At 71.8% G+C, this 13,257-nt stretch carries 13 protein-coding genes; 2 read left to right on the top strand and 11 right to left on the bottom strand.

Going from position 1 to position 13,257, the window contains the following annotated elements; translation table 11 throughout:
- Window positions 1-171 precede the first annotated feature (171 nt).
- A complete protein-coding gene (locus tag AB0G14_RS10545; RefSeq protein ID WP_357695870.1) occupies window positions 172-645 on the top strand; it encodes a hypothetical protein in 474 nt (157 codons plus the stop codon).
- Window positions 646-648: 3 nt separating this feature from the next.
- Window positions 649-3,552 (top strand): M48 family metalloprotease, encoded by a 2,904-nt coding sequence (locus AB0G14_RS10550; protein WP_357695872.1) that lies wholly within the window; start codon window positions 649-651, stop codon window positions 3,550-3,552.
- A gap of 301 nt (window positions 3,553-3,853) precedes the next feature.
- Here AB0G14_RS10550 and AB0G14_RS10555 read toward each other — a convergent pair whose 3' ends face one another.
- The 11 genes from AB0G14_RS10555 to AB0G14_RS10605 all read right to left on the bottom strand — a co-directional run bounded on the left by AB0G14_RS10555 (window position 3,854) and on the right by AB0G14_RS10605 (window position 13,200).
- A complete protein-coding gene (locus AB0G14_RS10555; RefSeq protein WP_357695874.1) occupies window positions 3,854-4,810 on the bottom strand; it encodes an amidohydrolase family protein in 957 nt (318 codons plus the stop codon).
- Between the two features lie 177 nt (window positions 4,811-4,987).
- The gene (locus AB0G14_RS10560; RefSeq protein ID WP_357695876.1) at window positions 4,988-5,758 is read right to left on the bottom strand and encodes a GntR family transcriptional regulator; all 771 of its coding nucleotides are present in this window, start codon (window positions 5,756-5,758) and stop codon (window positions 4,988-4,990) included.
- Between the two features lie 188 nt (window positions 5,759-5,946).
- Window positions 5,947-6,828, bottom strand: coding sequence for a fumarylacetoacetate hydrolase family protein (locus tag AB0G14_RS10565; protein WP_357695878.1), 882 nt, complete (start codon window positions 6,826-6,828; stop codon window positions 5,947-5,949).
- The gene (locus tag AB0G14_RS10570) at window positions 6,828-7,244 is read right to left on the bottom strand and encodes a RidA family protein (RefSeq protein WP_357454537.1); all 417 of its coding nucleotides are present in this window, start codon (window positions 7,242-7,244) and stop codon (window positions 6,828-6,830) included. The genes AB0G14_RS10565 and AB0G14_RS10570 overlap by 1 nt, the downstream gene beginning before the upstream one ends.
- Window positions 7,245-7,265: 21 nt before the next feature.
- Entirely contained in the window at window positions 7,266-7,799 is a 534-nt protein-coding gene (locus AB0G14_RS10575; protein WP_357695880.1) for a hypothetical protein, read from the bottom strand.
- Window positions 7,796-8,167 (bottom strand): cupin, encoded by a 372-nt coding sequence (locus AB0G14_RS10580; protein ID WP_357695882.1) that lies wholly within the window; start codon window positions 8,165-8,167, stop codon window positions 7,796-7,798. The genes AB0G14_RS10575 and AB0G14_RS10580 overlap by 4 nt, the downstream gene beginning before the upstream one ends.
- Complete coding sequence (locus tag AB0G14_RS10585) at window positions 8,160-9,800, bottom strand: FAD-dependent monooxygenase (protein WP_357695884.1); 1,641 nt, start codon at window positions 9,798-9,800, stop codon at window positions 8,160-8,162. The genes AB0G14_RS10580 and AB0G14_RS10585 overlap by 8 nt, the downstream gene beginning before the upstream one ends.
- The gene (locus tag AB0G14_RS10590; protein ID WP_357695886.1) at window positions 9,797-10,531 is read right to left on the bottom strand and encodes an SDR family oxidoreductase; all 735 of its coding nucleotides are present in this window, start codon (window positions 10,529-10,531) and stop codon (window positions 9,797-9,799) included. The genes AB0G14_RS10585 and AB0G14_RS10590 overlap by 4 nt, the downstream gene beginning before the upstream one ends.
- A gap of 28 nt (window positions 10,532-10,559) precedes the next feature.
- Complete coding sequence (locus AB0G14_RS10595) at window positions 10,560-11,639, bottom strand: Ldh family oxidoreductase (protein WP_357695888.1); 1,080 nt, start codon at window positions 11,637-11,639, stop codon at window positions 10,560-10,562.
- The gene (locus AB0G14_RS10600) at window positions 11,636-12,436 is read right to left on the bottom strand and encodes an ABC transporter permease (protein ID WP_357695890.1); all 801 of its coding nucleotides are present in this window, start codon (window positions 12,434-12,436) and stop codon (window positions 11,636-11,638) included. The genes AB0G14_RS10595 and AB0G14_RS10600 overlap by 4 nt, the downstream gene beginning before the upstream one ends.
- Window positions 12,433-13,200, bottom strand: a complete 768-nt coding sequence (locus tag AB0G14_RS10605) for an ABC transporter ATP-binding protein (RefSeq protein ID WP_357695892.1) — start codon at window positions 13,198-13,200, stop codon at window positions 12,433-12,435. The genes AB0G14_RS10600 and AB0G14_RS10605 overlap by 4 nt, the downstream gene beginning before the upstream one ends.
- Window positions 13,201-13,257: the final 57 nt, after the last annotated feature.

Consider the following 13,257-nt stretch of genomic DNA (forward strand, 5'->3'; position numbering starts at 1 on the left):
TCACTAAGCCCGGCAAGCCCTCACCGACCCATGATCACAATCCCCGGCTGGAGTACCAGACCTGGCGCTGCGGTTGACTACCCTGGAGCGCGTTTAGTCACATCGATGACTGGCATGTGCCTGTTTCTGATGTGACAGTGGCTTCCTGCGTTTTGTCCCCGGGAGGCTGCGATGGATTCGGCGGTGCACGGCACGGTGGCGGGGGTGGTGCGCGACGTGGTCGCTGTCCACGCGCCGGAGGAACTGGTGGTGGTGGAGGGTCTGGCGGCGCTGGGCGGCCGGGCGGTCGCGCGCCGGTTGCGGGGTTCCGGAGCGCGTCGCGAGGCGCTGGGGTTCGGCCTGGCCGACGTCGCGGTGCTGGTGACCCCGGTGGTCTGGCTGGTGTTGAACGAGGTGGCGCAGCGTGCGGCCGGCGCGGCCGTCAACCGGGCAGAGCGGGGGTTCGGTGCGCTCTGGCGGCGAGTGTTCCAGCGGGGCACCGGCCAGGTCGTGGTGCCTCCGTTGTCCAAGGAGCAGCTGGGTGAGGTTCGGCGGCGGCTGTTGGAGGTCGCCGCCGAGCGGGGCCTGACCGAGGCGAAGGCGGTCGCGGTGGCCGACGCCGTGGTGACCCGGCTGGCCCTCGATCAGAGCGCTGCGGAGGGATAGGTCGTGCCTGGTGCCGGGCGGCAGCTCGCCGCCACGACGCTGCGTTTCGTGTTGTTGTTGACGCTGCTGCTGGTCGCCAGCGTGTGGATGACTCAGTTCACGCTGGCGAATCTCGGGTTGCTCCGGCGGGCCGCCGTCGCCTGCGCCGGCATGGTCCCGACAGATGACCGGCGGGTCACCTGGGACCCGACGGACTGCGTTGAGTTGCAGGCCGTCACACCGCCGTGGTGGGTGATCCCGGCGGCCTCCCTGCTGTTGCTCGGCGCCGCCGCGGTGTTGTTCGCGGTTCTGCCCCGCTGGAAGGCCCGGCGCGGGCGGGTGCTGCCGCTGGCCGCCGTCGACCGGGAAGGGCAGGTCAGCCGAATGATCGCGGAACTGGTGGTGCAGACCGGGCTGCGGCGTGTGCCGACGGTGCTGGTCGACCCCACCGCGTTGTCGGCCGGTGCGGTGGTGTTCGGCCGGACCGGACGCCCCCGACTCTGTCTGCACGGTGGGCTACTGGCCCGGATGCACGCCGACCCGCATGCCGTCCGCGCGGTGCTACTGCACGAGCTGGGGCACATCGACAACCGGGACGTGACGCTGACCTACGCGGCTGTCGCGCTGTGGCGGTCCTTCGTCGTGGTGGCGCTCGTGCCGTTCGTGGCCACGCACCTGCACTTGTTCGTCAAGTCTCCCTGTTCCCCCTGTGCGGTGCCTACGCATCGCAACCTGCTGGCGGCGGCCCTGCTGGTGGCGCTGGTCTACCTGTCGCGTTCGGACCTGCTCCGGACCAGGGAGTTCCACGCCGATCTGGCGGCGGCGCGGTGGGGCGCGGATCTGCGCGGCTGGTCGGCCGCGTCGCCGGTGCGGGCCGGCCGGGGTTGGCGGCTGCTGACTGGCTTCGGTGGGCTGTGGCGGATCCATCCCGACTGGGAGTCCCGCCGCCGAGTGCTGGCCGACCCTGGCTTGTTGTCCCGTATCCCGGCGCTGGCGATGTTCCTCACCGGCGCCGCTCTGATCCTGGCCGATGCGCAACTGTGGATGATTGACCCTGCGACAGCCGTTCTGGCGGCCAATCCGACGGTCGACATGGCGGCCGATCCGGCGGTCGCCTCGGCGGTCGCGGTGGCGCTGCTGGCCGCCGGCGTGACCTCCAGTCTGGTCTGGCAGGCGGTGGAGCCGGCCCGGCAGGCGGGTCGCGGCGTCCCCCGTGGCCTGCGGGCCGGGTTGTGGCTGGGACTGGGCATGCTGGTGGCCGAGTTCGTGTCCAGCCGGGTCGCGATCTGGCAGTGGTTGCCCCAGCAGCCCTTGCTTCTGGTCCTGCTGGTCCTCGCCGGCGTTGTGGTGACCTGGTGGATCACTCAGTGCTGCAACCTGTGGGCGTCGGCATGGCCGGGACGCTCCCTCCGCCCAGTGCGGTGGATCGCGTTCGTCACAGGCTTCGTCGCGATCGTGGGCTGGATGACGTGGTGGCGCGGCCCGGGTGTCTGGTTGGCGCACGGCATGCCCCAATCGCGGCGCGAGGTCGCGCTGCTCCTCGCACCGGGTGGTCTCGAACCCGAGCAGTTGCTGCCGTACGAGGCGGTGCTGCCGGCGCTCGTCACGATCGACTGGTTGACGTCCATAATGCTGCTGAAGGCCATGCCGCTCAGCCAGATCGCGGTCGCGGCTTCGTGGACCATTCCGCTCGCCGCCTGGCTGGTCCGGCCCCGACCGGCGCCGAGCCAGGATCTGGCTCCCGTGCCGGGGCCAGGTACGGAGGTCGTCGTCGCGTCGGCTCCCGTCATGCCGCCACAGCCGATGCCGCTGCCCCGACTCCGGCGGCTGGTGCTGCCCATCCTCGCCATGACTCTGCTTGGCTGGACTGCGGTCGCGACGACGATGGCGGTCATGCACCTCGCCCTGCCGGTGGTCGAGGCGCGGGCCCAGATGTTCTCGCACGCGTATCGGGGCTGGGTCACGTTCGCCCTGCTGGCCGCGGCGGCGCTGAGCGCCTTCGTCGCCAGCACGCTCGCTGACCGCTACCAACTCGTCGCGGCGGTCATCGCAGGTCAGTTGACCGTGCTCGGCGGTTCGATGGGCGTGCTCGCGCTCGTCGCCATCGACGGCTGCGTGGGACCGTTGACGCTGTTCCACACCTCCTGCGGCTGGCAGCCAGGGCAGGCGTGGACGGCGTGGCGTGGGTCGCTCGGCGCCATTTCGGTGTTGGCGCTGATCGCGGCCATCCCGGCCGCTGGGCTCGTCGTCGGCGCGCGGGCCGTCACCGCCCGGCGGCGGCGGAACCGGCCGGTGGCCGTCGACGTGCCGGGGCGGGCACGGATGGTGGTGCGGCGAGCGTTCGTCACGGTGGTCATCTCGATGGCAATGACGCTGACGATCGCGCGTGGGTCGGTCGTACCGGCCAGCGTAGGCACCGCTGCCCTACCCGAACCGAGCGGTAGTGCCGCCCCGCCGACCAGCCGTGTCCCGCCCATGGCCGGGCAGACCGGTTCCCCGGGTTCGCCGCGACTGAAGGCCCTCGAGGTGTCGGCCTGGGCCAGCCGGGGTGGCCGCAGCCTGACGACCCGGTTCCTCGACGTGTACGGCAAGTTCGCCATCGCCATCAGCGACCTGAAAGCGCGGAAGCCGGGCGCGAACGGCAAAGTCGAGGTGGACGAGACCCGGATCCGGCCGCTGTGCGCGAGCCTCGAGACGATCGCCGAGGAGGCCGCTCGCTACACGGCCGTCCCCGACGCGCAGGCGCAGACGAGCTGGCGGTCCTTCGTCGAGCACGCCGCCCGGGCGGGCCGAGGCTGCTCGCGCTCCTTCGAGACCGGGGACAGTCAGCCGTTCGTCGCTTCGCTCACCGACCTGCAGCTCGCGTACACGCACCTGGCAGCGGTCGGCCAGCGGTTCGCGGACATCCGCAAGGCCGGCGGGGGCTGACGGGCGTTGTGCCCTCGGCCGACACTCCTTCGCGTTCCGGCTGGGCGCCCGGACGCCCACATCGCCTGGGCCGCAACGCTCGACGAACCACCGACACCGCCGCGCCCACGCTGCGAGAAGCACTCTCCTGCTGGTTCGGCACCCCCGAAACGACATTGCCCATCACCGATCGACCCTGGCGCCCTGCTGACCCACATCGGCACCCTCACCGACCGTGCTGGGGCCACAACGGGCCGCTGTCAGGCCCGGCGCCGGGTGACGGCGGCAGCGGCAGCTCGACGGCGTCGCCCGCCCCGACCCGTCACCGACCGCCGGGTGCCCGCCCCAGAGCCCGCGCCGCGTTGTCGGTGGCCACCTGCCGGGCGTAGTCAGCGCCCCGGTGTGCCACCGTGGCGGACGGAGCGTCGGTGCCCATCGGGAACGGCCAGTCGCTGCCGAGCACCAGCCGGTCCGCGCCGAAGACCGACACCGCCAGGTCGACCACCTGCGGGTCGTGGGCCAGATTGTCGACGTAGAGGGCGCGCACCGCCTCGGCCGGGGTGGGCGACAGCACCGGTACGCCCGGTCGGGTGGTGGTGTGACCGCGCTCCCAGCGCCCGACCACCGCCGGCACGCAACCGCCACAGTGCACCAGCACGAACCGGATCCCCGGGTGCCCGCCGAGCACCCCACCGAAGACGAGCTGGGCCACTGCCACCGTCGTCTCGACCGGGTTGCCCAGCAGGTTGGCCAGGTAGTAGGGCTCCAGACGGGGGTCCGCCGAGTGCGCGGGGTGCAGTTGCACGGTGCGCCGGTCCGCGCCGAGACGCTGCCACAGGGGGTGCAGCGGCGGACCGTCGAGCGGCCCGGCGTCTCCACCGGCGGCGCCCACCACCCCGGCCCAGCGGTCGTCGGCGGCGATCCGGTCGTACTCGGCGAGGGCCACTTCGGGATGTTCGAACGGCAGGTACGCCAGCGGGGTGAGCCGGGGCCGGTCGGCGACCACGGCGAGCAGGCCGTCGTTGACCGCACGGACCCACGCCGCCGCCTCCGGTCCGGACAGCCGCTGGCGGTAGAAGGGCGGCGGCACGCTGACGATCGCCTCGTCCAGCCCTGCCTGGTCCAGGTGGTTCTCGAGCCGGTCCGGGTGGTACAGGTCGGGCGGGCCGACCCGTTTGCCGCCGAGAACGGCGGCGCCGTCACCGTCGACCGCGACCCCTGGCAGTTTGGCCGGGCGCAGGTCGGGGGCGAGGTGGGCGTGCATGTCGATGCCAGGCAACGGGGGCTTCCTAACGGTCGGCCCGACCGGCGGTCACGACGGGACGCGCCGACGGTACGGGATGGTGGCTGGCGTGGCCGCTCACCCGGCGGCGGCGGACAGTCCGTCGGGGCGGAGGTGCCCCGACGGTTGGATGGATGGCGGCGCCACTACCGGCTGACGCGGTGGCGCCGGCGGTCAGCTCCCGGTACGCGGGCGTCCCGGTGCCCGGGTGGCAGGCACTGCCGCGGCGTCGGTGTTCATCTTGCCGATCACCCGGTCTGCCGCATTCTGGATGTGGACCTGCACGGCGGCCACCGCCGCCGCCACGTCCCCCGCCACGCACGCGTCGAGGATGGCCCGGTGCTCGCGGACCCGCTCCTCGTTCTGCCCCGTCGGGGTGACCGTCGCGAACCGGTACCGCTCGCTGTTCTCCCAGACCGGTTCCAGGCCGCGCAGCAGCCAACGCGATCCGGCCGCCCGGTAGATGGTGAAGTGGAACTCGGTGTGTGCCCTGCGGGCAGCCGTGGCGTCGCCGCGCACGGACGCGGCGATGTGTTCGTCGAGTGCCGCCTCGGCCCGCCGGGCGTCCTGGGCGGTGAACCGGGTCGCCGCCCGCTCGATCAGTGCCGTCTCCATGGCGATCCGGGTCTCATGGGTGTCGACCGCGTCCTCGACGGTCAGCGGCATGACCCAGGCGCCCTTGTGCTGGACCACCTCGACCAGGCCGAGCGCGGCCAACCGCCGGATCGACTCGCGGACCGGGCTCATGCTCATGCCGAGCAGGTCGGCCATCTCGTTGAGGCGCAGCGGGGTGCCGGCCGGCAGCCGGCCGGTGAGGATCGCCTCGTGCAGGACCGCGGTCGCCGAGTCGGCGAGGGTGCGGTGCTGTCCGTCGGCTCCACCGGCACCGGCCCGGCCGTCGTCGTTGGCGTCGCTCAGGACGGATCGACGATGCGTTGTTACCACGGTTTGCCTCCGGATAGAGCCGCTGGTGGATGCCGTGCTCGTCCCATTCTCACGGGACATGATCCATGTTCATGGGGTGCTCGGGTGATCCCACAAACGCATCAGGGCCCTGGAAATGGTACCAATTTCGTCGCTGTGGAATGGTGCGGGTCGGCGCCGCACTGCGCCGCCCCGCACCCGTCGCGGGGTCAGTGCAGCTTCGTCAGTCGCACCCGATTGCGCAGCTCACCGAGCGCTTCCACCCGGGTCACCACCAGGTCCCCGTCGGTCAGGAACACCTGTGGGTCACGGGCGTTCCCGATGCCGCTCGGCGTACCGGTGAGCACCACGTCGCCGGCCCGCAGGGTCATCCCCCAACTCAGTTCCGCGATGATGCGGGCGAATGGGAAGGCCATCTGCCCGGTCGACGCGTCCTGGAGCAGCACGCCGTTCACCTCGCACTGGATGCGCAGGTTCGCCGGGTCCGGCACCTCGTCCACGGTGGTCAGCCACGGCCCGAGCGGCATGGTGGCGTCGATGCTCTTGCCCTTGAGCCACTGGCCGCCGTGCGCGCGTTGCAGGTCGCGCTGCGACACGTCGTTGGCCACGCAGAACGCCGCCACGTACGACAGCGCGTCCGCCTCGCTCACCGAACGGCAGTCCGCACCGATGACCAGCGCCACCTCCGCCTCGTAGTCCCACTTGGCGGAGAGTTGCGGGTCGTAGGCGATGTCGTCGTACGGGCCGACGACCGTGTCCGGGCCCTTGGTGAAGAAGGTCGGGTGCTTGGGCCGTTCCGCGGGGTCCTGCCCTTCCCGCTTGCCGCGCGACTCCTCGAAGTGGTCCCAGTAGTTCCAACCCGTGCAGAGGATGTCCCGGTTGAACCGGCGCAGCGGCGCGTCGAGCCGGACCTCGGCCAACGGCACCGCCGCGACCTGCCGCGCGGCGGCGCGGACGGCCTCCAACGCGTCCACGCCACCACGAATCGCCTCGTCGAGGTCGCCCAGCTCGGCGGGGAGCACGGCGACGGTGTCGCCGTCCACCACCCCGATCCGCCGGCCGGTCTCGGTACGAACGCTGGCGAGCTTCATCAGGCGTCCTGCTCGTCGTCGATCACGCCGATCGCGTTGATCTCGATCAGGTAGTCCTTGTTCACGAACTTGGAGACCTCCACCATCGTCGAGGCCGGCGGCTCACCGGTGAAGTACTGCCGGCGTACCTCGTGGATGGCGTGGAAGTCCTCCATGTTGCGGACGTAGACATCCACCCGCACGATGTCCTCCAGCGACCCGCCGGCAGCCGTCATCGCGGCGCGCAGGTTCTGGCAGACCTGGTGCGTCTGGGCGGCGATGTCGCCGACGCCGGTGACCCCGCCCTCGCGGTTGCGGGCCGTCATGCCGGACACGAACACCATCCGGCCCCGCGCCCTGATCTGGGTGGCCTGGGCGAAGTGACCGTTCGGGGCGGCCAGCTCGGGGGAAACAATCTGCTGCTTGGGCATCGTCATCTTCTCTTCTTCGAGGTGGAGCTAGCGGGCGTCCGCCGGGTCGGTGTACCAGTCCGGCTGGGTCGGGTAGTGCGGCCCGTCGTAGATCTCCAGCAGGACGCTCTCTTCTTCGGCCAGCGTGGGCCCGTGCAGGCTGCCCTTCGGGTTCCAGTAGAAGGAGCCCGGGGTGAGGGTGAGCCCGGTGGGCACGTAGGTGTACCGGCCGCTGAGGCAGAACATGAACTGGTTGGACGCGTGTGAGTGGCGCAGCGGGATGCCGGCGCCCTTGCGGAACCGGATCAGCGAGATGGACGCCTCGGTCTCCTCGTTGCGCCACAGCGCCTTGTGGGAGAGGCCGGCCAGCGTCTTGTCCGCCCAGTCCAGCTCGTCGGTCTGGAGCAGGATCTCGCGGAAGCGGGCCAGCACCAGGCCGTCCGGGCCGGGCACCAGTTCCTCCCGCGACCGGTCGGCCGCCTCGCCGCCGTAGTTCGACGGCTCGGAGAGGTTGTTGGCCCACTCCTGCTCGTCGACGCCGGCCGGCACCGGCGGGGTCGGTACGAGCGGCAGGTCGCTCACCGCTCGCCCTGACCGGACACGAGGTTCTCCCCCAGGCACTTCAGCTCGACGAGCCGGCTGCGGTACCGGGTGGTGCCGTTGTTGGTGAGCATGTGGATCTCCCCCGGCTCGCGGTAGACCACCCCGCCGATGGCCTCGTGCACCAGGCGGGGGTCGCCGCCGGCGAGCGCGTCGATCCGGTTGTCGGCGGCTTCCAGCGCGATCACCAGGTACGGGTTGAGGTGGTGGTGCCAGGGCTGCTGCTCGCCGGGCGCCAGGCTGATCTCCCAGACCCGCACCTGGTCGTTCTCGAAGACCACCTGCTGGCCGACGGCACCGAGCTCGACCTGGGTTCCGTCCGGGGCGGTCGCGTGACCGTAGTTACTCATTGTCATCCCTTTCGCAGACGAGGGTGTTGTCGGACCGGGTCACGGGCGGTGGGCAGCCGGTGACCCGGGCGTAGAGCTGGGCGGCCGTGTCGATGCCGGAGACGGGGTCGAACGGGACGATCGCCGCCACGTGCCCGTCCGGGCGAACCAGCACCAGTGTGTCGTTGTCGACCCCGAAGCGGCGCCGCACCCGGTCTCCCGGGTCGAACAGCGCCCGGTCCCGCAGTCCGGAGTCGTGCGGCGCGTCCCACCGGCTCACCACGTAGTGCCGCAGCGCGGGTGACTCCTGTGGCGGCAGTGCCGGGACCCGGCGCGGGTCGGTGAAGTAGAGCGCCACGAAGGCGTCGGCAGCCAGGTCGTGCAGGTGCACCGTGCCGGACTGACCGAACAGCGGCAGGTCGGGGCTGCGCGCCCCGGCCAGCACCGGCAGCGGCTCGTCACCGGCGGCGACCATCGACCAGTCGCCCGTGCCGCTCACGTCGAGGCGTACGCCGAGCATGGCGCGGGTGAACGCGTTGCCCCAGTTGCCGGCGGTCATCACCCCCGGGTCGTCCGCGCGCCGGGCCATGTAGGCCCGCGCCGCCGCGGCCATCGCCGCGGAGCCCTTGGTGGCGACGGGTTCCTGCTCGACCTGGTAGCCGTCGAGCAGGCTCGGCTCGGCCCAGCCGCGCAGCACCCAGGCCATCCGCCAGGGCAGGTTGGAGGCGTCCAGGACACCGGTGTTCAGGCCCAGCGCCCACATCGGGGTGATCAGGTGCGCGGCGTCGCCGAGCAGGAAGACCCGCCCGTCCTGCCACCGGTCGGCCACCCGCTGGTGCACGTTGTAGATGTTGGTGCCGACGATCTCCAGGGTCTTGGTGTCCCCGATGAACCGGCGTGCCTTGTCGACCAGTTCCTCCCGGTCCGGCTCGGCCTGCCCGGCCGGCAGCGGGTAGAGGAAGCGCCAGCAGTGCGGCTGGCGGACCAGGATCATCCACTCCTGGGGATCACCGAAGTAGGCCAGGTACGGGTAGTCGCGCGGGTTCTCCACGTCCAGGTCGACCTTCAAGTCGACCAGCATGTAACGCTCCTGGTACGTCTCGCCCTCGACCCGCGCGCCGATCTGGTCCCGGACCGCGGACCGACCGCCGTCGCAGCCCAGCAGATACCGCACCGGAACCGTCCGCTCCCCCTCGGCGGTGCGCAGCCGCAGGTCCACCCGGTCCGGGTGCTGCACGAAGTCGAGCAGCCGATGTCCCATGTGCAGCGCGCCGGGGGCGGTGATGTCGAGCCGCTGCCGCAGGATCGGCTCCAGCTCGTGCTGCGGGATGTTGATGACGAACGGGAAGCGGGTGTCCTCGGTGAGGTCTCCGGTCCGGACGCTGAGGGTCTGGGTGTTCGTGGCCCGGTCCAGCTCGCCGATCTCGTCGATGCGCAGCGACCCGGCCAGCACGTCGTTCAGGGCGCCGCACCGGTGCAGCACCTCCAGGGTGCGGGTGAGGACGGTGCCGGCCTTGGTGTCCAGCGACAGCCGCTCGTCCTCCTCGAAGATGACCACCGGCACGCCGTAGTGGGCCAGGCCCAGCGCGGTGACCAGGCCGACCGGCCCGGCGCCCACGATGCCCACCGGCAACTGCTCGGTCGTGCTGCTCATTGTGCTTCGCTCCTCGGGTACGCCCGGTCACGGGTCAGGGTGGATCCGGTCATGGTCGCGGCGGGCGAGAGCAGGAACATCAGCGGGCCGACCACGTCGGCCGGCGTGCCGATGCCGGTGGCCCGCGCCCAGTGCTCCCGTTCGCCGCCGCTCGGGTTGGCCTGCTGGAACTGCGGGGTGTCCACCACGCCGGGGAAGACGGTGTTCACCCGGATCCGGTGCTCGGCGACCTCGGCGGCGAGCGACTTGGCGAATGCGATCAACGCCCCCTTGCTCGCCGCGTAGGCCGACGCCTGCGCCCGGCCGGCGGTGGCCAGGCCCGAGGCGAAGACCAGGATCGCGCCCGAGCGGCGGGCGATCATGTCCGGCAGGACCGCCTGCGCGCACCAGACCACCCCGTCGAGGTTCACCGCCAGCGTGCGGCGCCACTGCTCGGGGTCCATGTCGACCACGTCGCACCGCGGCTGCACCGCCGCTCCGGCCACCAGGGCGTCGATCCGGCCGTGCTCGGCGAGCACCCGGGCGACCGCGGCGTGCACCGCGTCGCGGTCGGACACGTCCACCCGGTGCTCCTGCACCCGCCCGCTGGGGTGCGGCTGACCCGATGTCACGTCGAACACCACGGCCGTGCCCCCCGCGTCCGCGTACGCGTGGGCGAGGGCGGCGCCGATGCCGTTGGCGCCCCCGGTGACCACGAGCACCTCGCCGGTGGCGTCGAAACTGGCCTGCATGACTTCCTTCCTCCTTCGTCGACCGGGGTCAGCCGGCGCTGGGCGGTGGCGGGAGCGGCACGCCCAGCCCGGCGGCGACCTCCACCAGCCCGGCGAAGACCGACGGCTGGAGCGCGACACCGTCGCGCGACGCCCGGTCGTGCCGGTCGGCTTCGATGTCACCGGGCAGGTGGACCCGCTCCGTGCCGGGCGCCAGCGCGGAGCCGAGCACCTGGTCGGCCAGGTCGTCGACCCGGCGGGCGAGCTCCTCCGCGTCGTCGGCGAACGCCTCGGCGTCGAGGGCGAGGAAGAAGTGCGCGCAGTCGTTGGGCACCGACACGTCGGCGTAGAGGCCCTGGACGCCCCGGCCGTACGCCCCGCCGGACAGCACCCCGGTCAGTACGTCGATCATGAGCGCGAGACCGTATCCCTTGTGGGCGCCGGACGGCAGCAGCAGTCCCTTGAGCGCGGCGGCCGGATCGGTGGTGGGCCGCCCCTGCGCGTCGGTCGCCCAGCTCGCGGGGATCTCGCGGCCCTCACCGGCGGCCAGCCGGATCTTGCCGAGCGCGGCCTCGGAGAGCGCCACGTCGAGGATCACCGGCTTGCCGCCCGCGCGGGGTACGCCCACCGCGAGCGGGTTGTTGCCGACAACCGCCGAGGCGCCACCGGGGGCGGGCATCAGCGGGCGGGTGTTGGCCGCCGCGATGCCGATGCAGCCGTTGTTCGCGGCGAGGTCCACGTACCGGAACGCCCCGCCGAAGTGGAACGCCCGGCGGACGGTGACCACGCCGACGCCGTACGTCTGCGCCTTCGCCACCGCCAGCCGCATCGCCTGGTCACCGGTGAGCTGCCCCAGCGCGTGGCCGGCGTCGAGCACCGCGATGGCGCCCTTGTCGCGGACCACCTCGGCCCGCTCGGCCCGGCTGACCGAGCCGGCCCTGATCCGGTCGACGTACATCGGCAGCAGCATCACCCCGTGCGAGGGGATTCCCCGCATGTCGGCGTCCACGAGGGAGCCGGCGACCAGGCCGGCCGCCTGCTCGGAGTAGCCCAGTGCGCCGAAGACCGAGGCGACGGCGTCGGTGAGCCACCGGACCGGGACCGTCGGCGGGAAGTCCGGCGCGCTCATGCCCGGTCCGCCCACGGTACGAAGAACCGCTCGACTGCGGCGAGCAGGTAGAACAGCACGACACTCAGCACCCCGAGCAGGATCATCGCGGCGAAGGCCAACGCGGTGTCGGCGCTGGCGCCGGAGGCGACGATCGCGTAGCCCAGCCCCTCGGTGGCGCCGACGAACTCGGCGATCACCGCGCCGATGACGGCGAGGGTGATGGCGAGCTTGAGACCGACGAAGAGCTGCGGGATGGCGGCCGGCATCCGGATCATGCGGAACGTCTGCCACCAGTTGGTCTTCAGCGACCGGCCCAGCTCCACCAGGTCGGCCGGGGTGGAGCTGAGGCCGGCGGCGGTGGAGATGACGATCGGGAAGAAGCAGACCAGGAAGACCAGAAAGACCTTGGGGAACTGGCCGAAGCCCATCCACACCACCAGCAGCGGCGCGACGGCCACCTTCGGTACGGCGTTGAGCATCAGCAGCAGCGGGTAGACGGTCCGTTCCAGCATCCGCGAGGCGGTGACGATCAGCGCCAGCGGCACCCCGATCGCGATGGCCATCAGGAAGCCCAGCAGCGTTTCCCAGAGGGTGACCAGGGTGTTGTCCCACAGGTAGGCGGATTCCTCGACCATGGTCTGCGCCACCTGCCCCGGGGACGGCAGGATGAAGCTCTCCACCTTGAAGACGACCGTGATCGCCCACCACAGGGCGGTGGCGGCCACGACGCCGAGCACGGGCGGGAGTTGCTGGGCCCAGCGGCCTGCGGCGCGTGGCTTGTCGCGGCCGGTACGGCGGGATTCGGTGACCGTCACCGTGCCACCTCCTCGGGGGTCATGAGCAGGTCGTGCAGTTGGGCGCGCAGCACGCCGAGTTCGGCCGAGTGGCCGTCGCGTCCCAGCGAACGCGGACGGGCGATGTCGATTCCCACGATCTGCCGCAGCCGGCCCGGTCGCGGGCTGAGTACGACGACCCGGTCGGCGAGCAGCACGGCCTCGTCGACCGAGTGCGTCACGAAGAGCACCGTCGAGGCGTGCTTCATCTGGAGGCGCTGGAGTTCGACCGTGAGGTCGGCGCGGGTAAGCGCGTCGAGTGCGGAGAACGGCTCGTCCATCAGCAGCACGCGCGGCTGCTGGATGAGGGCCCGGCACAGCGAGACCCGCTGCTGCATCCCGCCGGAGAGTTCGTGCGGCAGGCGCTTCTCGAAGCCGTTCAGCCCGACCAGGTCGAGCAGTTCGTGTGCGCGGGTCCGGGCGTCCCGTCGGTCCTGCTTGAACACCTCAGTCGGCAGCAGCACGTTGTCGATGACCGACCGCCACGGCAGCAGCGCCGGGCGCTGGAACATGAAGCCGATGTCCCGCCGTGGCCCCCGGATCGGGGTGCCGGCGACGGTTATCTCGCCCGAGGTGGCCGCCTGGAGGCCCGCCACCAGCCGCAGCAGGCTGGACTTACCGCACCCGGACCGCCCGACGATCGCCACGAACTCGCCGTCGGCGACTTCCAGCGACACATCACGCAGGGCCTCCACGTCACCGGCCCGGGTGCGGTAGATCTGCGAAACGTTACGAATTCCGATCATGGTTCGCCCCTCGCGGTGCGCGCGGCATCCGGCCACGCGCACCGCCGTCGAAGAGGA

The sequence above is a fragment of the Micromonospora sp. NPDC023814 genome, from assembly GCF_040639595.1.
GTDB lineage: Bacteria > Actinomycetota > Actinomycetes > Mycobacteriales > Micromonosporaceae > Micromonospora.

What these genes read in the sequence shown, in the direction of transcription:
- AB0G14_RS10590 (WP_357695886.1), bottom strand. Translation starts at nt 10,531, where the DNA reads ATGCAGGCCAGTTTCGACGCCACCGGCGAGGTGCTCGTGGTCACCGGG.
- AB0G14_RS10565 (WP_357695878.1), bottom strand. Translation starts at nt 6,828, where the DNA reads ATGAAGCTCGCCAGCGTTCGTACCGAGACCGGCCGGCGGATCGGGGTG.
- AB0G14_RS10595 (WP_357695888.1), bottom strand. Translation starts at nt 11,639, where the DNA reads ATGAGCGCGCCGGACTTCCCGCCGACGGTCCCGGTCCGGTGGCTCACC.
- AB0G14_RS10580 (WP_357695882.1), bottom strand. Translation starts at nt 8,167, where the DNA reads ATGAGTAACTACGGTCACGCGACCGCCCCGGACGGAACCCAGGTCGAG.
- AB0G14_RS10585 (WP_357695884.1), bottom strand. Translation starts at nt 9,800, where the DNA reads ATGAGCAGCACGACCGAGCAGTTGCCGGTGGGCATCGTGGGCGCCGGG.
- AB0G14_RS10545 (WP_357695870.1), top strand. Translation starts at nt 172, where the DNA reads ATGGATTCGGCGGTGCACGGCACGGTGGCGGGGGTGGTGCGCGACGTG.
- AB0G14_RS10605 (WP_357695892.1), bottom strand. Translation starts at nt 13,200, where the DNA reads ATGATCGGAATTCGTAACGTTTCGCAGATCTACCGCACCCGGGCCGGT.
- AB0G14_RS10570 (WP_357454537.1), bottom strand. Translation starts at nt 7,244, where the DNA reads ATGACGATGCCCAAGCAGCAGATTGTTTCCCCCGAGCTGGCCGCCCCG.